The sequence below is a fragment of the Demequina sp. genome (assembly GCF_024642165.1).
Classification (GTDB): Bacteria; Actinomycetota; Actinomycetes; order Actinomycetales; family Demequinaceae; genus Demequina.
Genome location: NZ_JAHEBP010000016.1, coordinates 6,099 through 29,599, shown reverse-complemented (window position 1 = coordinate 29,599; position 23,501 = coordinate 6,099). Strand labels below are relative to the sequence as shown.

20 protein-coding genes and 1 pseudogene are annotated in these 23,501 nt (G+C 69.8%); 4 read left to right on the top strand and 17 right to left on the bottom strand.

Annotated features, from left to right (window positions below):
- The 3 genes and pseudogenes from Q0L54_RS02880 to pgl all read left to right on the top strand — a co-directional run.
- A pseudogene (locus Q0L54_RS02880) lies at nucleotides 1-167 on the top strand (glucose-6-phosphate dehydrogenase); the annotation flags it as partial.
- Nucleotides 164-1,084: a glucose-6-phosphate dehydrogenase assembly protein OpcA gene (locus Q0L54_RS02875; protein WP_296665385.1), complete on the top strand. Its 921-nt coding sequence runs from the start codon at nucleotides 164-166 to the stop codon at nucleotides 1,082-1,084. The pseudogene Q0L54_RS02880 and the gene Q0L54_RS02875, both read left to right, overlap by 4 nt.
- The gene (pgl, locus tag Q0L54_RS02870) at nucleotides 1,081-1,806 is read left to right on the top strand and encodes a 6-phosphogluconolactonase (protein WP_296665382.1); all 726 of its coding nucleotides are present in this window, start codon (nucleotides 1,081-1,083) and stop codon (nucleotides 1,804-1,806) included. The genes Q0L54_RS02875 and pgl overlap by 4 nt, the downstream gene beginning before the upstream one ends.
- A gap of 271 nt (nucleotides 1,807-2,077) precedes the next feature.
- On the opposite strand, the gene Q0L54_RS02865 is transcribed toward pgl, so the two are convergent.
- The 11 genes from Q0L54_RS02865 to uvrA all read right to left on the bottom strand — a co-directional run bounded on the left by Q0L54_RS02865 (nucleotide 2,078) and on the right by uvrA (nucleotide 14,090).
- A complete protein-coding gene (locus Q0L54_RS02865) occupies nucleotides 2,078-2,359 on the bottom strand; it encodes an Rdx family protein (protein WP_296665380.1) in 282 nt (93 codons plus the stop codon).
- A 176-nt stretch (nucleotides 2,360-2,535) separates the two neighbouring features.
- Nucleotides 2,536-2,898 carry an RNA polymerase-binding protein RbpA gene (locus Q0L54_RS02860; RefSeq protein WP_296665378.1) on the bottom strand — a complete coding sequence of 121 codons (363 nt, stop codon included), beginning with the start codon at nucleotides 2,896-2,898 and terminating at the stop codon, nucleotides 2,536-2,538.
- Between the two features lie 19 nt (nucleotides 2,899-2,917).
- Nucleotides 2,918-3,163 (bottom strand): preprotein translocase subunit SecG, encoded by a 246-nt coding sequence (gene secG / locus Q0L54_RS02855; protein WP_296665376.1) that lies wholly within the window; start codon nucleotides 3,161-3,163, stop codon nucleotides 2,918-2,920.
- A gap of 60 nt (nucleotides 3,164-3,223) precedes the next feature.
- Nucleotides 3,224-4,015, bottom strand: coding sequence for a triose-phosphate isomerase (tpiA, locus tag Q0L54_RS02850; protein WP_296665374.1), 792 nt, complete (start codon nucleotides 4,013-4,015; stop codon nucleotides 3,224-3,226).
- Nucleotides 4,016-4,018: 3 nt separating this feature from the next.
- Complete coding sequence (locus Q0L54_RS02845; RefSeq protein ID WP_296665372.1) at nucleotides 4,019-5,209, bottom strand: phosphoglycerate kinase; 1,191 nt, start codon at nucleotides 5,207-5,209, stop codon at nucleotides 4,019-4,021.
- A gap of 100 nt (nucleotides 5,210-5,309) precedes the next feature.
- Entirely contained in the window at nucleotides 5,310-6,314 is a 1,005-nt protein-coding gene (gap, locus tag Q0L54_RS02840; protein WP_296665370.1) for a type I glyceraldehyde-3-phosphate dehydrogenase, read from the bottom strand.
- Nucleotides 6,315-6,484: 170 nt separating this feature from the next.
- Nucleotides 6,485-7,468, bottom strand: coding sequence for a DNA-binding protein WhiA (whiA, locus tag Q0L54_RS02835; protein ID WP_296665368.1), 984 nt, complete (start codon nucleotides 7,466-7,468; stop codon nucleotides 6,485-6,487).
- 20 nt (nucleotides 7,469-7,488) lie between these two features.
- Complete coding sequence (yvcK, locus tag Q0L54_RS02830; protein ID WP_296665366.1) at nucleotides 7,489-8,436, bottom strand: uridine diphosphate-N-acetylglucosamine-binding protein YvcK; 948 nt, start codon at nucleotides 8,434-8,436, stop codon at nucleotides 7,489-7,491.
- Entirely contained in the window at nucleotides 8,433-9,353 is a 921-nt protein-coding gene (rapZ, locus tag Q0L54_RS02825; RefSeq protein WP_296665364.1) for an RNase adapter RapZ, read from the bottom strand. The genes yvcK and rapZ overlap by 4 nt, the downstream gene beginning before the upstream one ends.
- A complete protein-coding gene (uvrC, locus tag Q0L54_RS02820) occupies nucleotides 9,350-11,233 on the bottom strand; it encodes an excinuclease ABC subunit UvrC (RefSeq protein WP_296665362.1) in 1,884 nt (627 codons plus the stop codon). Before uvrC ends, rapZ begins: the two co-directional genes overlap by 4 nt.
- Before the next feature lie 19 nt (nucleotides 11,234-11,252).
- Nucleotides 11,253-14,090, bottom strand: coding sequence for an excinuclease ABC subunit UvrA (uvrA, locus tag Q0L54_RS02815; protein WP_296665361.1), 2,838 nt, complete (start codon nucleotides 14,088-14,090; stop codon nucleotides 11,253-11,255).
- Between the two features lie 90 nt (nucleotides 14,091-14,180).
- On the opposite strand from uvrA, the gene Q0L54_RS02810 reads away from it, so the two are divergent.
- Nucleotides 14,181-14,465 carry a YciI family protein gene (locus Q0L54_RS02810; protein ID WP_296665359.1) on the top strand — a complete coding sequence of 95 codons (285 nt, stop codon included), beginning with the start codon at nucleotides 14,181-14,183 and terminating at the stop codon, nucleotides 14,463-14,465.
- A 5-nt stretch (nucleotides 14,466-14,470) separates the two neighbouring features.
- Here the strand turns inward: Q0L54_RS02810 and Q0L54_RS02805 are convergent, their stop codons facing one another.
- The 6 genes from Q0L54_RS02805 to polA all read right to left on the bottom strand — a co-directional run.
- A complete protein-coding gene (locus tag Q0L54_RS02805; RefSeq protein ID WP_296665357.1) occupies nucleotides 14,471-15,490 on the bottom strand; it encodes a TerC/Alx family metal homeostasis membrane protein in 1,020 nt (339 codons plus the stop codon).
- Nucleotides 15,491-15,563: 73 nt separating this feature from the next.
- The gene (uvrB, locus tag Q0L54_RS02800) at nucleotides 15,564-17,633 is read right to left on the bottom strand and encodes an excinuclease ABC subunit UvrB (RefSeq protein WP_296665354.1); all 2,070 of its coding nucleotides are present in this window, start codon (nucleotides 17,631-17,633) and stop codon (nucleotides 15,564-15,566) included.
- A 63-nt stretch (nucleotides 17,634-17,696) separates the two neighbouring features.
- Complete coding sequence (gene coaE, locus Q0L54_RS02795) at nucleotides 17,697-18,290, bottom strand: dephospho-CoA kinase (protein ID WP_296665352.1); 594 nt, start codon at nucleotides 18,288-18,290, stop codon at nucleotides 17,697-17,699.
- A 105-nt stretch (nucleotides 18,291-18,395) separates the two neighbouring features.
- Nucleotides 18,396-19,889 carry a 30S ribosomal protein S1 gene (rpsA, locus tag Q0L54_RS02790; protein ID WP_296665350.1) on the bottom strand — a complete coding sequence of 498 codons (1,494 nt, stop codon included), beginning with the start codon at nucleotides 19,887-19,889 and terminating at the stop codon, nucleotides 18,396-18,398.
- A gap of 169 nt (nucleotides 19,890-20,058) precedes the next feature.
- Nucleotides 20,059-21,081 carry a 6-phosphofructokinase gene (locus tag Q0L54_RS02785; protein ID WP_296665348.1) on the bottom strand — a complete coding sequence of 341 codons (1,023 nt, stop codon included), beginning with the start codon at nucleotides 21,079-21,081 and terminating at the stop codon, nucleotides 20,059-20,061.
- 9 nt (nucleotides 21,082-21,090) lie between these two features.
- Nucleotides 21,091-23,501 (bottom strand): DNA polymerase I (polA, locus tag Q0L54_RS02780; protein ID WP_296665346.1); only part of this gene is annotated, 2,411 nt, incomplete at its 5' end.

The window sequence follows — 23,501 nt, the reverse complement described above, 5'->3', positions numbered from 1 at the left end:
TGTTCCCCCGCCAGGAGGAGGTGGCGCTGTCCTGGCGCATCCTCGACCCGATCACCGGCTTCTGGGCGACGCAGGGCCAGCCCGAGGCGTATCGCAGCGGCACCTGGGGACCCCCGGGCGCGGACGCGATGATGGCCCGTGACGGACGCGTCTGGAGGCGGCCATGATCATCGAGATGCCGGACACCACCACCGGGGAGATCAACAAGCGCCTGGTCGAGTCCCGGAAGGACGGCGGGGTCATCACGCTCGCCCGCGTCATGACGCTGGTCATCGACGCGTCGGACGCCGACGCGGAGCAGGCGATCGCCAGCGCCAACGTGGCGTCCCGCGAGCACCCCTGCCGCATCATCGTCATCGCGACGGGAGCCGCGGACGAGGCGCGCCTCGATGCGGAGATCCGCGTGGGCGGCGACGCGGGCGCCTCCGAGGTCATCGTCCTGCGCGCCTCCGGACCCCAGCTGGGACACGAGGACACTCTCGTGACGCCGCTGCTGCTGCCCGACGCGCCCATCGTGGTGTGGTGGCCCGCGGGCGTTCCTCACGACATGTCGAGCCGCGCGCTGGGCAAGATGGCCCAGCGCCGCATCACCGACACCAAGGGCGAGCCCGACCCGGCGGGGACGCTGCTCTCGCTGGCACGCTGCTACCGGCCCGGCGACACGGACCTCGCGTGGACCCGGCTCACGCGCTGGCGGGCGCTGCTCGCGGCCGCGCTCGAGCAGGTGAGGATTCCCGAGGTCTCGCGCGCCCGCATCCACGGCGACACCAACAGCCCGTCGATCCTGCTGCTGGGCTCGTGGCTCAAGCAGGCGCTCGGCTGCGAGGTCGAGGCGCAGTACGACGATTCGGTAGCGGCGCTGCAGGAGATCACGCTGGAGACCCCCTCGGGCCCGATCTCCATCTCTCGCCCCGACGGCCACAACGCGACCATCCGCCAGCCCGGCCAGCCCGACCATGTGATCGCGCTGCCCGCGCGCTCGCTCGAGGAGGCGCTGGCCGAGGAGTTGCGCCGGCTCGACGCGGACGCGATCTACGGCGAGGTGCTGGCCGCGTTCACGGCGGACACCGTGGTGTCGCTGTGACCCCAGGCGGCGTCCGGGTGGTGGTGCATCCCGACGCGGAGGCGGTGGCCGAGGCGACCGCCGCGCGCCTGCTGGTGACGCTCCTCGACACGCTGTCCGTGCAGGACAGGGCGGATGTGGTGCTCACCGGCGGAACCGTGGGCATCGCCACGCTCGCGGCGGTCTCACGCTCCGCCCTCGCGGGTTCCGTCGACTGGACCAGCGTGCATGTCTGGTGGGGCGACGAGAGGTTCGTGCCCGCCGGGGATCCCGACCGGAACGAGGGCCAGGCGCAGGCGGCGATGCTCGCCTCGCTGCCGATACCCGAGGACAACATTCACCGCATGGGCGCGTCGTCAGCCTTCGACTCCGTCGAGTCCGCCGCCGATGCGTACGCGTTGGAGATCGCCGCGGCAGGACCCCCGGCGTGGGACGTGCTCATGCTGGGCATGGGACCGGACGGCCACGTCGCCTCGCTGTTCCCGGGCCACCCCGGCTACGCGGTGCGCGGCGTCGAGGCGCTCCCGGTCCGTGACTCCCCCAAGCCCCCGCCCACGCGCGTGAGCCTGAGCCTCGAGTCGATCCGGCGCGCGCGGCGCGTGTGGATCGTGGCGGCGGGCGCGGCGAAGGCAGACGTGGTGGCACGCGCGCTCCACGGAGACCTCGAGCTACCGTCCGCGGCGGCGCGCGGCACCGAGGAGACCCTGTGGCTCATCGACGCGGAGGCCTCGACCCGGGTCTGAGAACGGAGCGCGGCGGGGCATCCGTGGCCCGCCGGCATCAACGGTGCGGCTGAGTGTCGCTTCTGAGTCCTCTGCGTCTCACCGGTGCGGCTGAGTGTCGCCGGGGGTGGCCCTAGGGGCGAACACCCTGGCCAGGCACGGCGCCCACCCTGCGAGGCGACCGACACTCAGACACACCGCTGAGGCAATCCGCGTCCGAAAACGACACTCAGGCACACCGCTGGCGCCGAGGGCGCCAGGTCACCGCCCTCGCCCCGCTCCCCCGATCAGCTCAGTGGCGCTTGCCCATCAGGAGGTCGCGGCCCTGGGGCTGCACACCCGCCGACTCGGGCAAGAGGGAGCGCACGGACCCGACGATGGCGTCGATGTCGAACTCGGCCGGCTTGGCGTAGATCTCCTCGCCGTCGGCGCGGAAGGTGAACACGCCCTTGCGCCCCGTCTTGAGAGTGACGCCCTCGATGCCGTTGCCGAACTCCTCCAGCAGGCGCGTCTGCGCCTCCGTGGCACGCGGCAGGTAGCCGCAGGGCACGCAGTACTCGATCTCGATCTTCACCGGGGTCCTCTCGTAGCGGTGTCAACGTTCTCAGTGTCACCAACGACGCCGAGGCAGCCACGATTCCCGCAGCGACCGGGGTTGCCGGCGTAGCGCCCGGGGCGGCGCCTCCGGGAGGCGTCACCGACGTGACGACGGGCCGCCCACGCGGGGGCGGCCCGTCGCAACTGTCAGATTCAGTCCGCGGTAGCGAGGTCCCCACGACGCACGCGCAGCGACGCAAGCGCCTCGTCGAGCAGGGCGGCGCCCTCCTCGTCCGTGCGGCGCTCCTTCACGTACGCGAGGTGCGTCTTGTACGGCTCGTTGCGGATGGGCTCAGGCGGGTTCGCCTGGTCCAGCCCGGCAGGGAGCCCACAGCGCGGGCAGTCCCACTCGACCGGGATCTGTTGGTCGTCACCGACCGCGAAGCTGGGCGAGGTCACGTGACCTCGCGCACAGTAGTACGACACGACCTGACGGGGCGCGGACTCGCCGCGCTCGTCTTCGCCCATGGGGCCCGCGCCTACGCGCGAGCCTCGGATGGCGTTGCCCCCTGCCATTGGGTACGACCTCCGTTGCCTAGATCGAGAACCGGGACAAGAGACCGAGCAACACCACCACGGCCGCCCAGACGATCGCTACGCCCCACGTGATGCGTGAGAGGTTGCGTTCGCCCACTGCGGACGACTGAATGCCGGAGGCGATGCCGCCGCCGAACATGTCGGTGATGCCGCCGCCGCGACCCCGGTGCACGAGCACCAGGGCGATGAGCAGCAGTGAGGTCAAGACAAGGATGACCCACAGAACGGTCTCGAGGATGGCCACTGTTCTCCCAGAAGATGGATTGCGCCTACAAGGATACGTGACGCACGGGGCTCGACCTGACTACAGCCCCACCTGGTGCGCCTTGAAGCGCGCAATCTTGGAGAACTCCTCGGGGTCGAGCGAGGCGCCGCCCACGAGGCCGCCGTCCACGTCCGTCTCCGCCATGAGCTGAGCGATGGAGCTCGACTTCACCGAGCCGCCGTACAGCACGCGCACGCCATCGGCGAGCTCCGCGTCGTACAACTCGGCCAGCCGGCCACGGATCGCCGCGCAGACCTCCTGAGCGTCCGCCGGGGTCGCGACCTCGCCGGTGCCGATGGCCCACACGGGCTCGTAGGCGATGACGACGTCCTTCGCCTTGTCCGCCGGCAAGTCCTTGAGCGCACCGTCGACCTGCGCGAGCGTGTACTCGACGTGGGTGCCCTCCTTGCGGATGTCCAGGCCCTCGCCCACGCACACGATCGGCACGATGCCGTTCTCGAACGCCGTCTTGGTCTTGGCGGCCACGACCTCGTCGGTCTCGGCATGGTACTGACGGCGCTCCGAGTGGCCCACGGCCACGTACGAGACTCCGAGCTTCGACAGCTGGGTGCCCGACACCTCGCCGGTGTACGCGCCGGAGACGTGTTCCGAGATGTCCTGCGCGCCGTACTTCAGCTCGAGCTGATCGGCATCGACGAGCGTCTGCACCGAGCGCAGCGAGGTGAACGACGGCAACACGGCTACCTCCACCTCGGAGAAGTCGTGCTTGGCGTCGCGCAGCAGCCACGCGAGCTTCTGCACGGTGTGCGTCGCCTCGAGGTGGTCGAGGTTGAGCTTCCAGTTGCCTGCGATCAGGGGGGTGCGTGCCATGGGTCAGTCCTCCAGTACGGCGAGGCCCGGCAGGACCTTGCCCTCGAGCAGCTCGAGCGACGCGCCGCCGCCCGTAGAGATGTGGCCGAACGCGGCCTCGTCGAATCCGAGCAGACGTACGGCAGCGGCGGAGTCGCCGCCGCCGACCACGGAGAACCCGTCGGAGTCGATCATGGCCTGCGCCACGGCCTTCGTGCCGTTGGCGAACGCCTCGAACTCGAACACGCCCATCGGGCCGTTCCAGACGATGGTCTTGGCATCCGCGATCTTCGAGGCGAAGAGGGCGGCCGAGTCGGGACCGATGTCCAGACCGATGCGGTCGTCGGGAATGGCGTCCGCCGCCACCACGAGCGCGTCGGCGTCCGCGGCGAAGGCGCTCGCGGCGACGATATCCGTGGGGAGCACGATCTCGACGCCGTTCTCCTCCGCGGTCGCAAGGTAGCCCTTGACCGTGTCGAGCTGGTCCGCCTCGAGCAGCGACTTGCCCACGCCGTAGCCCTTGGCGGCCAGGAAGGTGAACACCATGCCGCCACCGATGAGGAGGCGGTCCGCCTTGGTCAGCAGGTTTGCGATGACGCCGAGCTTGTCGGAGACCTTGGAACCACCCAGCACGACCGCGTAGGGGCGGGCAGGGTCCGTCACCGCCTTCGAGAGCGAGACGACCTCGTTCTCGACCAGCGTGCCGGCCGCGGCGGGCAGGATCTGCGCGACGTCGTACACCGAGGCCTGCTTGCGGTGCACCACGCCGAACCCGTCCGAGACGAACGCGTCGGCGAAGGCGGCGAGCTCGGCGGCGAGCGCCTGCCGCTCCTCGTCCACCTTCGAGGTCTCACGGGCGTCGAAACGCACGTTCTCGAGCATCGCCACCTGGCCGGGCTCGAGCGCCGCGACCACGGCGGCGGCCGACGGACCCACCAGGTCCTCGGCGAGGGTCACGGGGCGGCCGAGCAGTTCAGCGAGCCGGGCCGCGGCGGGAGCGAGCGAGTACTTGTCCTCGGGAGCTCCCTTGGGGCGGCCCAGGTGCGCCGTCACGATGACCGCCGCGCCGGCGTCGAGGAGCTTCTGGATGGTGGGCACGGACGCGCGCACGCGTCCGTCGTCCGTGATGGTGGTGCCGTCGAGCGGGACGTTGAGGTCCGAGCGGACCAGCACCTTCTTGCCGGCGAGATCGCCCAGCGAGTCGATGGTCTTCATGAGGGTTCCTGTCCTGAGTGAGCGGAAGGGAGAGGGTGACGCGACGACGGCCGCACACGCCAAGCGTGCGCGGCCGTCGCAGCGTTACATGGGGCTTGGCTTAGAGCCGCGCGCCGACGTACTCGGTGAGCTTGACCAGCGAGGCCGAGTAGCCCCACTCGTTGTCGTACCACGACACGATCTTGACCATCTTGCCGGACACCTTGGTGAGCTTGGCGTCGAAGATCGACTGGTGCGGGTTGCCCACGATGTCCGACGAGACGATGTCGTCCTCGGTGTACTCGAGCGTGCCGGCCATCGCGCCCTCGGCAGCGGCCTTCACCGCAGCGTTGACCTGTGCGACCGTGACCTCGCTCGAGGCCTCGAAGGTGAGGTCGGTGGCGGATCCGGTGATGGTGGGAACACGCATCGCGAAACCGTCCAGCTTGCCCTTGAGCTCGGGGAGCACGAGGGCAACGGCCTTGGCCGCACCGGTCGAGGTGGGAACGATGTTCTGCGCGGCGGCGCGGGCCCGGCGGAGGTCCTTGTGGGGGCCGTCCTGCAGGTTCTGGTCGCCGGTGTACGCGTGGATGGTGGTCATGAGGCCACGCTCGATGCCGATCGCGTCGTTGAGGGCCTTCGCGACAGGTGCGAGGCAGTTGGTGGTGCACGAGGCGTTCGAGATGACGGTGTGCGCGGCCGGGTCGTAGTCCGTGTGGTTCACACCCACGACGAAGGTGGCGTCCTCGTTGGACGCGGGGGCCGAGATGATGACCTTCTTGGCGCCGGCGTCGACGTGAGCCTTGGCCTTCTCTGCGTTGGTGAAGAAGCCAGTCGACTCGATGACGATGTCCGCTCCGAGCTCGCCCCAGGGGAGGTTCGCGGGGTCGCGCTCGGCGAGCGCGCGGATGGCCTTGCCGTCGACGTAGATGTTGTCATCGTCGAACGTGACCTCGCCCGGGAACTTGCCCAGCACGGTGTCGTACTTGAGCAGGTGCGCGAGGGTCGCGTTGTCGGTGAGGTCGTTGACGCCCACGACCTCGATGTCGGCGCCGGCCGCGATCGCGGCGCGGAAGAAGTTACGTCCAATACGGCCGAAGCCGTTGATACCGACCTTGATGGTCACAGTGTGTCTCCTCCGGTGCGCCGCGGGAACGACGCGGTTATGGATGTGGGGCTGCGCACGTCGACGTGCGCCGGACGCCGCACTGGGCGGGCCACTGATTGAGAGCCTACTACTTCACCTGCGAGGCGCCCACCGGACAGAAGTCCCAGGTGCGGAAGGCCCTCGGGCACCTAGTCGTCCTCCAGGAACTCGGGGCTGATTCCCGCCTCGGTGTCGGGGATCCCGAGCTCCTCCGCGCGCTTGTCGGCGGTCGCAAGCAGCCTCCGGATCCGGCCGGCGACAGCGTCCTTGGTCAGCGGCGGGTCGGCGAGCTTCCCGAGCTCCTCGAGCGACGCCTCGCGGTTGGCGAGCCGCAGCTCGCCCGCCTCACGCAGGTGCTCGGGGATGTCATCGGCCAGGATGTCGAAGGCTCGCGCGACCCTGGCGCCGGCTGCGACGGCGGCACGCGCGCTGCGACGAAGGTTCGCATCGTCGAAGTTCGCCAGTCGGTTCGCCGTGCCCCTCACCTCCCGTCGCGTGCGCTTCTCCTCCCACGCGAGCACCGAGTCGTGGGCGCCCAGCCGGGTGAGCAGGGTGGCGATCGAGTCGCCATCGCGAATCACCACGCGGTCCACCCCGCGCACCTCGCGCGACTTCGCCGAGATGCCCAGCCGGCGGGCGGCGCCCACCAGGGCCAGCGCAGCCTCGGGCCCCGGGGAGGTGACCTCGAGAGCGGACGACCGTCCGGGCTCGGTCAGCGACCCGTGCGCGAGGAAGGCACCGCGCCACGCTGCGACCGTATCCTCGACGCCACCGCCCACCACGTGGGGCGGCAGCCCTCTCACGGGACGTCCGCGATGGTCGAGCAGGCCGGTCTGGCGAGCGAGCGCCTCACCCTCCTTGACCACACGCACCACGTAGCGGTTGCCCTTCTTGAGGCCCCCTCCGGAAACCACGATGATCTCGGAGCCGAGCCCGTAGGTCTCCTGGATGAAGGCCCGTAGGCGGCGTGCGGCGGCCCCGGTGTCGAGCTCGGCCTCGATGACGATGCGCCCGGAGACGATGTGCAGGCCGCCTGCGAATCGCAGGGTCGCCGCGATCTCCGCCTTGCGTGCCGAGACCTTCTCGAGCGGCACCCGCGCGAGCTCGTCCTTCACCTGTGCCGTCAGAGCCATGGGCCCAATCCTGCCATCTGTCAGCGCGTGAGGGCGCCCCCGGCGGAAACCCACGCGACGAGGCGCTCGTACTGTGCGCTCAGGAGCGACACGTCGTGCCGGTCGAGCGCGTCGGCGGCACGCATCGGAACGGCCACAAACCTGGCGCCCCACTCCTCGACCGCCTCGCGGAGGACCGCATCGTCGTGGCTCTCGTCGACAAGCACGGCGGCAGGGGTGAAGCCGGGCGCGATCGCGCGTAGCGCCGCCAGGTCGTCGATCCGGTCCGTGCCGGCGGTCTCCTCGTCCTCGTGCGCGATGTTGAGCGTGAGGATGGTGCGCGGGCCGGCGGCCTCGAGCGCGGCCGCGACGCGCGGCACCAGGAAGTGGGTGAGGACCGACGTGTACCAGCTCCCGGGGCCCAGGATGACGGCGTCCGCCTCGGCGATGGCCTCGAGCGTGGCGGCGGGCACGGCGGGATCCGGGGGGTCGATCGCGAGCGAGAGCGTGCGACCCGCCGCGGTCGCGACCGCCACCTGTCCCACCGCGTGAACCAGGCCGCTCGGGGTCTCCACCTCCGCGCTCACCACGATCGGCTGGGTCGACACGGGCAGCACGCGGCCCTCGCACCGCAGCAGCCTCGCGACCCAGTCGAGCCCCTCGACGATCCCTCCCGTGCGGTCCCACAGTCCGGCGATGAGCAGGTTGCCGACGGCGTGCCCGTCGAGGGCGCCATCGGTGGCGAATCGCCACTGGAGCACGTCGCGCCAGGTGCGTCCCCACTCCGTGTCCTCGCACAGCGCGGACAGCGCCATGCGCAGGTCGCCGGGCGGCGGGACGTGCATCTCGGCGCGGATGCGGCCCGAGGATCCGCCGTCGTCGGCCACGGTGACCACCGCGGTGAGGACGTCGCAGAATCCGCGCAGCGCCGTGAGTGACGCGTAGAGCCCGTGGCCGCCTCCCAGCGCCACCACCTGTGGCCCCGTCATCGCCCGGCCCTGTCGCGATGCGTGACCCTCACCTGGTAGCCGCGGTCCCGTAGGGCGATCCCCAGCTCCTCGGCGATGGCGACGGAACGATGCTTCCCTCCCGTGCAGCCGACGCCGATGGTGACGGAGTGCTTGTCGTGGGCGCGATAGCGGTCGAGGACACCGCCGATGACCTCGGCGTAGCCGCCCACGAACTCGTGGGCGCCGTCCGAGGACAGCACATAGTCGCGGACCGCGGGGTCGAGCCCGGTGAGCGGGCGCAGCTCGGGGACCCAGTGGGGATTCTGGAGAAAGCGCACGTCGGCCACGAAGTCGGCGTCCTCGGGTGCGCCGTTCTTGAATCCGAAGGACTGCACGTTGACCTGCAGCGGGCGATCCCGCTCCCCGACCACCCCCGTGATCACGTCCCGGAGCTGGTGCACGTTGAGCCGGCTGGTGTCGACCACCTCCCCGGCGCGTTCGCGTACCGCGCTCAGCGCCGCGCGCTCACGGGCGATCCCCTCGAGCAGCGTGCCCTCGCCTTGGAGCGGGTGCGGGCGGCGCGCCTCCTCGAAGCGGTGCACGAGCGCGGCGTCGGACGCATCGAGGAACACGAGCCGTACCGGCACGCCGCGCGCCTCGAGATCGTCCAGCACAGCCTCGACGTCCTGGAAGAAGTCCCCGCCGCGGACGTCGACCACGGCCGCGAGCCGGGTGTGCCCGCCACGCCCGATCATGGTGACCAACCCGCCCAGCAGCTGAGGGGGAAGGTTGTCGACCACGTACCAGCCCAGGTCCGCGAGCACCGCAGCGGCCTTGGTGCGACCCGCGCCGGACATGCCGGTGAGGACGATCACCTCGGCCTCGACGCCGGTCATGTCGAGGCTGGGCATGGGGATTCCGGAAGGGAACGTCTCCGGGGGGACCTCATCCGTCATGCGCCCAGCATGCCACCGTCACCACGTAGCGCCGCGTACACCGTGCGGGCGGTTCCCCGTCCCACCCCCGGCACCAGCGCGATCTGCTCGACCGAGGCCTCCTTGAGCCGCGCGAGCGATCCGAAGTGCGTCAGCAGCGCCTTCGCCCGCCCGGGCCCCACGCCGGGGACGTCGTCGAGCCGGGAGACCTTCATGGCCTTGGTGCGCTTGGCACGGTGATGCTTGATCGCGAACCGATGCGCCTCGTCCCGGACGCGCTGGAGCAGGTAGAGCGCCTCCGAGCCGCGCGGCAGGATCACCGGGAACTCGTCGCCGGGGACCCACACCTCCTCGAGGCGCTTCGCCAGCCCCACCAGGGCGATCTGGGGCACCCCGACCTCGTCGAGCACCGCCCTCGCGGCGTTGACCTGGGGGAGCCCGCCGTCCACCACCACCAGCTGGGGCGGGTAGGCGAAGCGGGCGGACTCGCGCTCCTCGGGCGACAGCCGCGACTCCTCCAGATATCGGGTGAAGCGGCGGCGGAGCACCTCGCGCATGGCCTGAGTGTCGTCCACCGCATCCGCGATGGAGAACTGCCGGTACTCCGCCTTGCGCGCGATCGCGTCCTCGAAGACCACCATCGACCCCACCTGGTGCGTGCCCTGCGTGTGCGAGATGTCGTAGCACTCGATGCGCAGGGGCGCCTCGGCGAGCCCCAGAGACTCCTGGAGGTCCTGAAGGGCGGCGGACCGCGTGGTGAGGTCGGACGCGCGCTTGAGCCGATGCTGCTCGAGGACCTGGCGCGCGTTCCCCGCACCCGTGGTCGCGAGCTCGGCCTTCTTCCCCCGCGCGGGCACCCGCATCGCCACCCGCGTGCCGCGCAGTCCGGACAGCCATTCCGTGAGCGCCGCCGCCTCGTCCGGCAGGTGGGGCACCAGCACCTCCGGCGGCACGTCCGCGGCGTCGACGTTGCCGTAGGCCTCCTCGAGCAGCCTCACCACCATCCCCGCCGAGTCGAGGGGCTCGGGCTTGTCGACCACCCACCCCCGCTCCCCCGCGATCCGCCCGTCCCGGACGTGGAACACGTGGGCGGCGGCCTCGAGCTCGTCGTCCTCCAGCGAGAACACGTCCGTGTCGACGCCGGCGGCGAGCACGATCGCGTTGCGAGCCATCACGTTGTCGAGCGCCCGCAGCCTGTCCCGGGCGCGTGCCGCGGTCTCGAAGTCCTGACGCTCCGCCGCCGCCTGCATCGTCCCGGTGAGGTCCCTCACCAGGGACTTCGCGTCGCCGGCCAGCACCTCGCACACCCGTTCCGCGAGTTCGCGGTGCTCCTCGGGCGAGACGCGACCCACGCACGGAGCGGCGCACTTGTCGATGTAGCCCAGCAGGCACGGCCGCCCCTGCCGCTCCGCCTTGCGGAACACCCCGGGGGCGCAGGTGCGCACCGGCAGCGCCGTCAGCAGGGTGTCGACCGTCTCGCGGATCGCCCAGGCGCGCGCGTAGGGACCGAAGTACCGCACACCCTTCTTCCGGTCGCCACGCATCACCTGCATGCGCGGAAACTCCTCGTTCATGGTGACGGCCAGGTACGGGTACGACTTGTCGTCACGGAACACCACGTTGAAGCGCGGGTCGTACTGCTTGATCCAGGTGTGCTCGAGGATGAGCGCCTCGACCTCGCTGCGCACCACGGTCCATTCGACCGATGCGGCGGTGGTCACCATCGCCCGGGTGCGGGGGTGGAGCTGGGCAGGGTCCTGGAAGTAGTTCGCCAGGCGCGCACGCAGGCTCTTCGCCTTGCCCACGTACACGACGCGGCCGTGCGGATCGCGGAACCGGTACACGCCCGGCCCCGTGGGTACGGTCCCGGGCGCCGGACGGTAGGAGGCGGGGTCGGTCACGTCGCCAGCCTAGGCTCGGTCAGACGGCGGGCACGCCGAGCATCTCCGCGAGGAAGGCTCCGGTGTGCGAGCCCTCGGCCGCCGCGATCTGCTCGGGGGTGCCCTCGGCGATGACCAGACCGCCGCCGGAACCCCCTTCGGGACCCATGTCGATGACCCAGTCGGAGGACTTGATGACGTCGAGGTTGTGCTCGATCACGATCACCGTGTTGCCCTTCTCCACCAGCCCCTGCAGCACGCCGAGCAGCTTGCTCACGTCCTCGAAGTGGAGACCCGTGGTGGGCTCGTCGAGCACGTAGACGGTGCGCCCCGTGGAGCGGCGCTGGAGCTCCGAGGCGAGCTTGACTCGCTGCGCCTCCCCGCCCGAGAGCGTGGGTGCCGGCTGCCCCAGGCGCACGTACCCGAGTCCCACGTCGACCAGCGTGGTGAGGTGGCGGGAGATCGCGGGGATCGCCTCGAAGAAGTGCGCGGCCTCCTCGATGGGCATGTCGAGCACGTCCGCCACATTCTTGCCCTTGAAGTGGACCTCCAGGGTCTCGCGGTTGTATCGCGCGCCCTTGCAGACCTCGCACGGGACATAGACGTCGGGAAGGAAGTTCATCTCGATCTTCAGCGTGCCGTCGCCCGAGCACGCCTCGCATCGTCCGCCCTTGACGTTGAAGGAGAACCGGCCGGGGCCGTAGCCGCGCACCTTCGCCTCCTGCGTCTCGGAGAACAGCTTGCGGACCTTGTCCCAGACCCCGGTGTAGGTGGCGGGGTTGGAGCGGGGCGTGCGCCCGATGGGTCCTTGGTCGACGTGCACGATCTTGTCGAGCTGTTCGGTGCCGGTGATCCGGGTGTGCCGGCCCGCGACCTGGCGGGCGCCGTTCAGGGTGTTGGCGAGCGAGGTGTACAGGATCGAGTTCACCAGCGTCGACTTGCCGGAGCCGGAGACGCCCGTGATCGCCGTGAGCACCCCGAGCGGGAAGCGCACGTCGATGTCCTGAAGGTTGTGCTCCCGGGCGCCCACCACGGTGACGTGGCGATCGGGGTCGACGGCGCGGCGCGCGTCGGGGATGGCGATGGACCTGCGGCCGGAGACGTACGCGCCGGTGACCGAGCGCTCATTGACCAGCAGGTCCTCGTAGGTCCCGGAGTGCACCACCTCGCCGCCGTGCTCCCCCGCGCCGGGGCCGATGTCGACCACCCAGTCGGCGGTGCGGATGGTGTCCTCGTCGTGCTCGACCACGATGAGGGTGTTGCCCAGGTCACGCAGCCGGGTGAGGGTCTCGATGAGGCGCCGGTTGTCGCGCTGGTGCAGGCCGATGCTGGGCTCGTCCAGCACGTAGAGCACCCCGACGAGCCCGGAGCCGATCTGCGTCGCCAGCCGAATGCGCTGCGCCTCGCCGCCCGACAGCGTGCCTGCCGCACGCGCCATGGTGAGGTAGTCGAGGCCCACGTCGAGCAGGAATCCCAGCCGGGCGTCGATCTCCTTGAGCACCTGCACGGCGATCTGGCGGCCGCGCTCGTCGAGTTCCGCCGTGAGCAGGAAGTCGCGGGCCTCAGCGATGGACAGTTCGCACACCTCGGCGATCGAGCGGCCGCCGATGGTAACGGACAGCACCTCCGGCTTGAGCCGCGCGCCCCGGCACACGGGGCACGGCACCTCGCGCATGTAGGCCTCGTACTTCTCGCGCGACCACTCGGACTCGGTCTGCTCGTGGAGCCGCTCGAGCCACGTGATGACGCCCTCGAAGCCCGTGGTGTACTGGCGCTCGCGCCCGTACCTGTTCTTGAACCTCACGTGGACCTTGTAATCCTTGCCGGTGAGGATCGCGGCCCTGACGTCCGCGGGCAGATCCTCCCAGGGCTCGTTCATCGAGAAGCCCAGGTCATCGGCCAGCGCGGAAAGGGTGCGCGCGAAGTAGTCGGAGGACGTGGCCGCCCACGGCGCGACGGCGCCGTTGGTGAGCGACAGCTCGCGGTCCGGCACCACCAGGTCGGGATCGACCTCGAGCTTCACGCCGATGCCCGTGCATTCGGGGCACGCTCCGTACGGCGCGTTGAAAGAGAAGGTGCGCGGCTCCATCTCCTCGAGCGTCAGCACGTGGTCATTGGGGCACGCGCGCTTCTCGGAGTAGCGGCGGGGCTCCATGTCGCCGTCGACCGGGTCGATCACCACCAGCCCGTCCGCGATCCGGAGCGCCGTCTCGACCGAGTCCGTGAGGCGCCGTCGGACCCCGTCGCGCGCGACCAGGCGGTCCACCACCACCTCGATGTCGTGCTTGAGCTTCTTCTCGAGGGTGGGGGGCTGCGTGAGTTGAACGGTCTCGCCATCGACGCGGGCGCGCGCGAAGCCCTGCTGCTGAAGGTCCTCGAAGAGATCCTGGTACTCCCCCTTGCGGCCGCGCACCACGGGCGCGAGCACCTGATACCGCGTGCCGTCGGGAAGCGCCAGCACGGAGTCGACGATCTGCTGCGGGGTCTGCGCCTGGATCTGCTCGCCGCATACGGGACAGTGGGGCGTGCCGACGCGCGCGTAGAGGAGGCGGAGGTAGTCGTAGACCTCGGTGATGGTGCCCACCGTCGAGCGCGGGTTGCGGTTGGTCGACTTCTGGTCGATGCTCACCGCCGGCGACAGTCCCTCGATGAAGTCGACGTCTGGCTTGTCCATCTGGCCCAGGAATTGACGCGCGTAGGCGCTCAGCGACTCGACGTAGCGACGCTGGCCCTCCGCGAAGATGGTGTCGAAGGCGAGGGAGGACTTGCCGGAGCCGGAGAGGCCGCTGAACACGATGAGGGCATCGCGCGGGAGGTCGAGGTCGACCCCCTTGAGGTTGTGCTCGCGGGCACCGCGGACGAGGAGACGGTCGTTCACCCGCTCATGCTACGCGGTCGCGGCATCGAACACGTGTTCGAGACCGGCGTGTCGGACCGGACGCGCCGTGGCGCGCGCGAGGATGGATCCATGAGCCTCTTCGCAGTCCACTACTCGTATGACGATCGCGCCGAGGACAGGGAGGCCGCCCGGCCCGAGCATCGTGCCTACTTCGAGGCGCTCGCCCGGGAGGGCAAGGCGGTCGCATTCGGGCGCTTCGAGGATCACCTGTCCCCTGGCGCTCTCATCATCCTCGACGTCGACACCCGCGAGGAGGCCGAGGCGATCGTGGCCGCGGACCCCTTTGTGCGGGCGGGGCTGGTGCCCGGCGCGTTCGTGCGCACGTGGCCAGCGGGCGGCCCCTGGGCCCGCTGAGGGGCTCACGTCCGGTCCGCGTCACGCTCCTCGTGGTCACGCGGCAGCCGCGCACCGGTGCGCGCCGACACCACCAGCGACACGGTGGCAGCACCGCCGATCGCGACCAGGATCACCAGCAACGAGATCCAGGTGGGGATCTCGGGAGCCCAGGTAACGGGCTCGCCGCCGTTGATGAAGGGCAGCGAGTTCTCGTGCAGCGCGCTGAGGATGAGCTTCACGCCGATGAAGCCGAGCACCACCGCGAGGCCGTAGGACAGATAGACGAGGCGCCGCAGCATCCCCTCGACCACGAAGAACAGCTGGCGCAGGCCCATCAGCGCGAAGGCGTTCGCGGTGAACACGATGTATGGGTCGTCGGTCAGGCCGAAGATCGCCGGGATCGAGTCGAGTGCGAAGAGCACGTCGGTGGTGCCGATTGCGATCATCACCAGGAGGAGCGGCGTGACGAGGCGGCGTCCGGCCTCCTTGACCACCACGGCCGCGCCCCGGTAGCCATCGGTGGTGGGCAGGAAGCGTCGCGCCAGCGCCACCGCCCGCGTCTCCTTGTACTCGACGTCGCCCTCCTCCGCGCCTCCCTCGCGCGCAACGGAGATCGCGGTCCACACCAGGAAGATCCCGAACAGGTAGAACGCCCAGGAGAACGCATGCAGCGCCGCCGCCCCCGCGGCGATGAACAATCCGCGGAGCACCAGCGCGAGTGCCACGCCGAACAGCAGCACGCGTTGGCGGTACATGGCCGGCACCTGGAAGCGGGCGAGGATCACCAGGAAGACGAAGAGGTTGTCGACGGAGAGCGACCACTCGGTGACGTAGCCCGCGAAGAATTCCGTGGCCTTCGCCGCACCGGCCCAGGCGACCATCGTGGCGCCGAAGACGATGGCGAGCCCCACGTAGAACAGTGTCCAGCGGACCGATTCCCGGAATGCGGGCTCGTGGGGTCGTCGGACCACCACGAGGAAGTCGAAGCCGATGACCGCGACCACCCCGACCACGGTCAGGATCCAGACGGTCGACGACTCCACTCGCCCATCCTAGGTCCGCGTCGGTGCGGCCGGACTCGCGCCAGGAGGCCGCCCGGCGGCCCCACAAGAAGGCTCAGCCCGCGCCGATCATCTGGCGCAGCTCCTTCTTGAGCTCGCCGATCTCGTCTCGAAGGCGCGCGGCGATCTCGAACTGCAGGTCGCCGGCCGCGGCTCGCATCTGCGCGGACAGATCCTCGATGAGCTGGGACAGCTCCTCTGCGGGGCGCTGTGCGAGCAGCGGGCGCCCGGAGGCCGTGGTTCCCGCGCCCTTCGCGCCCCGGGCCGCCCGCTCCAGGGTCTCGGCGGTGTCCGCCTCCTCGCGCGCGAGCATTTCGGTGATGTCGCCGATGCGCTTGCGCAGAGGAGTGGGGTCGATCCCGTTCGCGGCGTTGTACGCGACCTGCAGCTCGCGACGGCGGTTGGTCTCGTCGATCGCCAGCGCCATCGAGTCCGTGATCGAGTCCGCATACATGTGAACCTCGCCCGAGACGTTACGCGCCGCGCGGCCGATGGTCTGGATCAGGGACGTGCCCGAACGCAGGAAGCCCTCCTTGTCCGCGTCGAGGATCGCGACCAGGGAGACCTCCGGCAGGTCCAGGCCCTCGCGGAGCAGGTTGATGCCCACCAGGACGTCGTAGCGCCCCATGCGGAGCTCTCGCAGGAGCTCCACGCGTCGCAGGGTGTCGACGTCCGAGTGCAGGTACTCGACGCGCACGCCGCGGTCCCCGAGATACTCCGTGAGATCCTCCGCCATCTTCTTGGTGAGGGTGGTGACCAGCACCCGCTCGTTCTTGTCGACCCTCACCCGGATCGACTCCAGGAGGTCGTCGATCTGCCCCTCGGTGGGCTTGACCACCACCTTGGGGTCCACCAGTCCCGTGGGCCGGATGATCTGCTCCACTGCGCCGTCCGAGCGTTCCAGCTCGTACTTGCCCGGGGTCGCGGAGAGATAGACGGCCTGACCCACGCGCTGTTGAAACTCCGTCCACTTCAACGGCCGGTTGTCGAGCGCCGACGGCAGCCGGAAGCCATGCTCGACCAGGGTGCGCTTGCGCGACGCGTCTCCCTCGTACATCGCGCCGATCTGCGGCACGGTGACGTGCGACTCGTCGATCACCAGCAGGAAGTCGTCGGGGAAGTAGTCGAGCAGCGTGTGCGGCGGGGTGCCCGGCTCGCGCTGCTCGATGTGCCGCGAGTAGTTCTCGATCCCCGAGCACGTGCCCACCGATCGCATCATCTCGAGGTCGAAGGTGGTCCGCATCTTGAGCCGCTGCGCCTCGAGCAGCTTGTTCTGGCGCTCCAGCTCCTGCAGGCGCTCTCCGAGCTCGAGCTCGATGGTGGAGATGGCCCGATTCATCCGCGCCTCGCTGGCCACGTAGTGCGAGGCCGGGAAGATGTGCGCCTGCGAACGCTGCTCCACCACCTCGCCGGTGAGCGGGTGCAGCGTGTACAGCGCCTCAACCTCGTCGCCGAACAGCTCGATGCGGATCGCCAGCTCCTCGTACACCGGGATGATCTCGACGGTGTCCCCGCGCACCCGGAACGTCCCGCGCGTGAACGCGAGATCGTTGCGCGAGTACTGCATCTGCACGAACTCGCGCAGGAGCGAATCGCGGTCGAGCACGTCCCCCACGGCCAGCGTCACCATGCCGTCGATGTACTCCTCGGGGGTGCCGAGGCCGTAGATGCACGACACCGACGAGACCACCACGACGTCGCGGCGCGTGAGGAGCGAGTTGGTGGCCGAGTACCGCAGCCGCTCGACTTCCTCGTTGATCGAGGAGTCCTTCTCGATGAAGGTGTCAGTCTGCGGGACGTACGCCTCCGGCTGGTAGTAGTCGTAGTAGGAGACGAAGTACTCGACCGCGTTGTTGGGCAGCAGATCCCGGAACTCGTTCGCGAGCTGCGCGGCCAGCGTCTTGTTGTGCGCCATGACCAGCGTGGGCCGCTGGAGGCGCTCCACCAGCCACGCCGTGGTCGCGGACTTGCCCGTACCCGTGGCCCCGAGGAGAACCACGTCCCGCTCCCCCGCCTGGATGCGGCGCGCGAGCTCGTCGATCGCCTTGGGCTGGTCTCCCGAGGGTCGATAATCCGAGATCACCTGGAAGGGCGCCTCACTGCGGCGGAGATCGGGGCGAGTCATGCGACTACGGTACGCCGGGGGTCCGACACCACGACGCCCGCCGGACACGCGGAGACACGGCGGTCAGCGCGGGACGTGCAACGACCAGAACGAGTCCACCTGGGCCTCGAGATCGGCCACGGACCCCGAGCCGTCCAACTCCACGTCGGCCACTGCGGCGCGCTCCTCGTCCGTGGCCTGCGCGCGAAGCCTCGCCGCGGCATCGGCCCGCGACAGCCCCCGCGCCTCAACCTGCCGGCGGATGCGCACCGGCTCGGGCGCGGAGATGGTGACCACGAGGTCGAAGTCCTTGCCCTGCCCCGACTCGACCAGCAGCGGGATGTCGTGGACGATGACGTCGACACCCTCGCGGCGGGCCTGCTTGTCGGCGGCCGAGCCCATCGCGATGACGTAGGGGTGGACGATGGCGTTGAGCCGGCGGCGCGCATGATCGTCGGAGAAGACGATGGCGGCGAGGGCGGCACGGTCGAGCTCGTCGTTCACGATGACGCGGTCGCCGAACTCCCGCACGATGTCGGACAGGGCGGCGGCGCCGGGGGCCACAGCCCGCCGCGCGAGTTCGTCATGGTCGATCACGCGTGCGCCGAGTTCGCCGAGGCGCGCGGACGCCGTCGACTTGCCCGAGGCGATGCCTCCCGTGAGACCGATGCGCAGCACGGGTGAAGTGTCACACGTCGGGATGATCCCGCGCAAAGCCACGGGACGGACGACGAAGGCCGCCGACCCCGAGGGGCCGGCGGCCTTCGCGCGGGAATGTCCCGACTAGTTGCCGGTGAGCTTCTCGCGAAGCGCGGCGAGGCGCTCGTCCGAGGCGAGGGTGCCGCCGTCGGCCGGGGTCTCGTCCTGCGACGAGTACGACGAAGGACCGTCAGCCTTGCGACCGGCCTTGCGGGGAGCGGCGGGAGCAGCCTCGGCCTCGGCCTCGGCCTCGACCGCGGACTCGTCCTGCTTCGCGACGAACGCCTTGTGCGCCTCCCAGCGCTCGTGTGCGCTCGCGTACTCGGCCTCCCAGGCTTCGCGCTGGTCGTCGAAGCCGTCACGCCACTCCTGGGTCTCCGGGTCGAAGCCCTCGGGGTACTTGTAGTTGCCCTGAGCGTCGTACTCGGCGGTCATGCCGTACAGCGCGGGGTCGAAGTCCTCGCCCTGCGGGTCCACACCCTCGTTGGCTTGCTTGATCGACAGCGAGATGCGGCGGCGCTCGAGGTCGATGTCGATGATCTTGACGAACACGTCCTCGTCCGCGGAGACCACCTGCTCAGGCAGCTCGACGTGGCGCAGGGCCAGCTCGGAGATGTGCACCAGGCCCTCGATGCCCTCGTACACACGCACGAATGCGCCGAACGGGACCAGCTTGGTGACCTTGCCCGGAACGATCTGTCCGATCGCGTGGGTGCGGGCGTAGACCGCCCACGGGTCCTCCTGGGTGGCCTTCAGCGACAGCGACACCCGCTCGCGATCCATCTCCACCGTGAGAACCTCGACCTCGACCTCCTGGCCCACCGAGACGACCTCGGACGGGTGGTCGATGTGCTTCCACGACAGCTCGGAGACGTGCACGAGGCCGTCCACGCCGCCCAGGTCGACGAACGCACCGAAGTTGACGATGGACGACACGACGCCCTTGCGGACCTGGCCAGGTGCCAGCGCCGTGAGGAACGACGAGCGCACCTCCGACTGGGTCTGCTCGAGGAACGCACGGCGCGACAGAACCACGTTGTTGCGGTTCTTGTCGAGCTCGATGATCTTCGCCTCGATCGCCTGGCCGATGTAGGGGGCGAGGTCGCGGACGCGGCGCATCTCCACCAGGGACGCCGGCAGGAAGCCGCGCAGGCCGATGTCGACGATCAGGCCGCCCTTGACGACCTCGATGACGGTGCCGGAGACGACGCCGTCCTCTTCCTTGATCTTCTCGATCGAGCCCCACGCGCGCTCGTACTGCGCGCGCTTCTTGGAGAGGATCAGGCGGCCTTCCTTGTCCTCCTTGGTGAGAACGAGGGCCTCGATGGTGTCGCCGACGTTGACGACGTCATCCGGGTCGGCGTCGTGGCGGATCGACAGCTCGCGGGCGGGAATCACGCCCTCGGTCTTGTAGCCGATGTCGAGGAGGACCTCGTCACGATCGACCTTGACGATGATGCCCTCTACGAGGTCTCCGTCGTCGAAGTTCTTGATGGTCGCGTCGACGGCAGCGAGGAAATCCTCTGCGGTACCGATGTCATTGACGGCGATGATGGACTCGGGGGTGGATACGGACATTAAGGAGGTGCTCCAAGGTGGACAGGGAATCGTATGAATCTGGACAGGCCGAGCACGAGGGCGCGCCAGGCCAACGGATATCTTACCTCGGTTCATGCAGAGGGCACAACGCGCCGCGCCCGTGTCGTGAACGCGACGCGACCGCGTCCACCCGGGTGGCCGCGAGCGCTCAGAGACCGCGTGCCGTCGCGAGCAGCTCCTCCGGAACCCACTTGGTCTTGCCCATCATGGTCTCGAACGGCTCCAGCACGATCTCATTGCCCTGGAGGGCCGTGAACTTGTGCGTCTCGCCCTTGACGATCCCGTCGATGGCGGCGACCCCCATGCGCGTGCCGAGCAGGCGGTCCGCGGCGGTCGGGATACCCCCGCGCTGCACGTAGCCGAGCACGGTCAGCCGCGTGGCGAATCCGGTGGCGGACTCGATGGCCTTGGTGACCTCATGGCCGATGGACCCTGCGATCGGGTTGCCCTTCTCGTCGAGCGTGGCGTGGCCGGCCCAGTTCGAGCCCTCCGCCGGGATGGCGCCCTCGGCGACGGCGACGATCGAGAAGTTCTTGTAGCGGTGACGGTGCTTGATGCGCTTGGCGATCACGTCGATGTCGAAGGGCTCCTCGGGCGCGAGGATGATGTCCGCCCCACCCGCGATGCCGGCGGTGACCGCGATCCACCCGCTGTGGCGCCCCATGAGCTCCACCACCATGACGCGGTTGTGAGACTCCGCCGTGGAGTGAAGACGGTCCACAGCCTCGGTCGCGATGGAGACCGCGGTGTCGAAGCCGATGGCCGCATCCGTGCCGAGCACGTCGTTGTCGATGGTCTTAGGGATGCCGATGACCGGGACCGCCAACTCCTTCGACACCTTGCCGGCGGCCTTCAGCGTGCCGTCGCCGCCGATGCAGATGAACCCGTCGAGCTTCTCGTTGTCGAACGTGTCCTTGACGGCCTCCATGCCGCCGGGGACCTTGTGGGGATGACACCGGGCCGTGCCCAGCATCGTGCCTCCGTGGACCAGGATCCCTGACACGTCGTCCCTCGTGAGCGGCTTGGCGTCGCCATCGATCACGCCCTGCCAGCCGTTGTTGAACCCGACGATCGAGCAGCCGAGTTCTGAGGTGCCCCGCTTGACCACGGCGCGGATCGCCGCATTCAGGCCGGGACAGTCGCCGCCACCAGTGAGAAGTCCGATTCGCATGGCACCACCCTAGTGTCCTGCGGTGCGCCAGTCACCGCCCATTCCAACGTTCACCTCGAGAGGGACGCTCAGGTCGCCTGCCGCGTGCATCTCCTCGCGAAGGATGGCCTCGACCGCCCCGAGCTCCCCGGGCGCGGTTTCCACCAGCAGTTCATCGTGCACCTGAAGCACCTGTCGCGACGCCAGACCTTCGTCCGCCAGGCGACGTTCGACGCCCAGCATCGCGCGCTTGATCAGGTCCGCCGCCGAGCCCTGGATGGGCGCGTTGAGCGCCATCCGCTCGGCGATCTCACGGCGCTGGCGGTTGGTCGAGGTGAGGTCCGGGATGTAGCGCCGACGCCCGAAGATGGTCTCCGTGTACCCGTCCGTCCGAGCGCGCTCCACGACCGCGTGCAGGTAGTCCCGCACGCCCCCGAACCGCGAGAAGTAGTCGTCCATGAGCGCCTGCGCGGCGCCCACCGGCAGGCCCAACTGGCGCGCCAGGCCGAAGGACGACAACCCATAGGCGAGCCCGTAGGACATCGCCTTGACCTGGGACCTCATCTCGGGCGTGACCTCCTCGGGGGTCACCCCGAACACGCGCGAGCCCACGAACCGGTGCAGGTCCTCGCCGGCGGCGAACGCCGCCACGAGCGCCTCGTCGCCCGACAGGTGCGCCATGATCCGCATCTCGATCTGCGAGTAGTCCGCGGTCACGAGCGTCTCGTAGCCGGCCCCCACCACGAACGCCTCGCGGATGCGATGGCCCTCTGGAGTGCGGATAGGTATGTTCTGCAGGTTCGGATCCTTCGAGCTGAGGCGGCCGGTGGACGCCACCACCTGCGAGAAGGTGGTGTGGATGCGACCGTCAGGCTGCACCGCCTGGACGAGGGTGTCGATGATCTGCGACAGCTTGGCGGCGTCCCGATGCGCGAGCAGCGCGGTGAGGAACGGGTGCGGCGACTTCTCCGCGAGATCGTGGAGGGACGATGCGTCGGTCGAGTATCCCGTCTTGATCTTCTTGGTCTTGGGCATGCCCAGGCGGTCGAAGAGCACCTCCTGCAGCTGCTTGGGGGAACCGAGGTTGACGCGGTCACCGTCGAGCGCCGCGAACGCGTCCTCCGCGGCACGGTCCGCGCGCGCACGCGCCTCATCGGCCAGTCCGCCAAGGTGTGCGCCGTCCACCGCCATCCCCGCGTGCTCCATCCGGGCAAGCACCGAGACGAGCGGGATCTCCAGCTCACGGTAGAGCGCGCCCATGCCGCGCTCGTCGACCATCGGCTCCAGCACGGCCGCGAGGGCGCGCACGTGAGCGGCGCGCTCCCCGGCCGCCTCGCCCTGGGACCCGCCGAGCCCGAGGTCCAGCTCCCCGACCGCGGCCCCGGAGTCGACCGTCACGCCCAGGTGCCGCTGCAGGATCTGGTCGAGCTCGAAGCCGCGCTGATCGGGGTTGACCAGGAAGGCCGCGATCTGAGTGTCTCCGACGATGCCCGCCAGGTCCCAACCCCGCGCCTTGAGCGCGTGCCAGGCGTCCTTGGACGCGTGCAGCACCTTGCCGATCGAGGCATCGGCAAGCCATGCGGCGAGCGCGCGTTCGTCATCGGGGCCGAGCGCGGCCAGATCCAGGCCCCACGCCGCGTCGGCCGCACCGGCCACGCCGACCGCCCACGCGTCCGCATCGACACCGCCGCGGCCCTCGACGTGCACGGACACGGGTCCGGCCAGCGCCAGGATGCCCGCGACCGCACCCTCGGTGCGCACCGCGACCGCAGGGGTCTCGGGCGACGCATCCTCGGCGACGTCGCCCGCCGCGAAGGGGAGCAACCGGTCGCGCAGGGTGCGGAACTGAAGCGCATCGCAGACCTCGTGGATCGCGGCGGCGTCGGCGCCCACGTACTCCATGGCGGCGACGGGCACCTCGACCTCGAGGTCGGTGAGGAGATGGTTGAGCTCGCGGTTGAGGCGCACCTGATCGAGATGTGCGCGTAGGCTCTCGCCCGCCTTGCCCGGGACGTCATCGGCCCCGTCGAGGATGCCCTCGAGGCCGCCGTAGACGCCGATCCACTTCGCGGCGGTCTTGGGGCCCACTCCGGGCACCCCCGGCAGGTTGTCGCTCGACTCGCCTACCAGCGCCGCCAGGTCCGGGTACTGCTCGGGTCGCACGCCGTACTTCTCCGCCACGGCGTCGGGCGTGAACCGCACCAGGTCCGACACGCCCTTGCGCGGGTACAGCAGCGTCACGTCGTCGTTCACCAGTTGGATGGTGTCGCGGTCCCCGGACACCACCAGCACGGTCAGCCCGGCCTCGCGACCCAGCCGCGCGTACGTGGCGAGCAGATCGTCCGCCTCGTAACGAGGCTTGTCGACCGCCGTGACGCGGAGAGCGCCCAACATCTCGCGGATCAACGGCACCTGAGGCTCGAACTCCGGGGGCGTCGCAT

What these genes read in the sequence shown, in the direction of transcription:
- Q0L54_RS02860 (WP_296665378.1), bottom strand. Translation starts at nt 2,898, where the DNA reads ATGGCAGGGGGCAACGCCATCCGAGGCTCGCGCGTAGGCGCGGGCCCC.
- Q0L54_RS02845 (WP_296665372.1), bottom strand. Translation starts at nt 5,209, where the DNA reads ATGAAGACCATCGACTCGCTGGGCGATCTCGCCGGCAAGAAGGTGCTG.
- tpiA (WP_296665374.1), bottom strand. Translation starts at nt 4,015, where the DNA reads ATGGCACGCACCCCCCTGATCGCAGGCAACTGGAAGCTCAACCTCGAC.
- Q0L54_RS02810 (WP_296665359.1), top strand. Translation starts at nt 14,181, where the DNA reads ATGAGCCTCTTCGCAGTCCACTACTCGTATGACGATCGCGCCGAGGAC.
- whiA (WP_296665368.1), bottom strand. Translation starts at nt 7,468, where the DNA reads ATGGCTCTGACGGCACAGGTGAAGGACGAGCTCGCGCGGGTGCCGCTC.
- Q0L54_RS02785 (WP_296665348.1), bottom strand. Translation starts at nt 21,081, where the DNA reads ATGCGAATCGGACTTCTCACTGGTGGCGGCGACTGTCCCGGCCTGAAT.
- uvrB (WP_296665354.1), bottom strand. Translation starts at nt 17,633, where the DNA reads ATGACTCGCCCCGATCTCCGCCGCAGTGAGGCGCCCTTCCAGGTGATC.
- rpsA (WP_296665350.1), bottom strand. Translation starts at nt 19,889, where the DNA reads ATGTCCGTATCCACCCCCGAGTCCATCATCGCCGTCAATGACATCGGT.
- Q0L54_RS02875 (WP_296665385.1), top strand. Translation starts at nt 164, where the DNA reads ATGATCATCGAGATGCCGGACACCACCACCGGGGAGATCAACAAGCGC.
- yvcK (WP_296665366.1), bottom strand. Translation starts at nt 8,436, where the DNA reads ATGACGGGGCCACAGGTGGTGGCGCTGGGAGGCGGCCACGGGCTCTAC.
- rapZ (WP_296665364.1), bottom strand. Translation starts at nt 9,353, where the DNA reads ATGACGGATGAGGTCCCCCCGGAGACGTTCCCTTCCGGAATCCCCATG.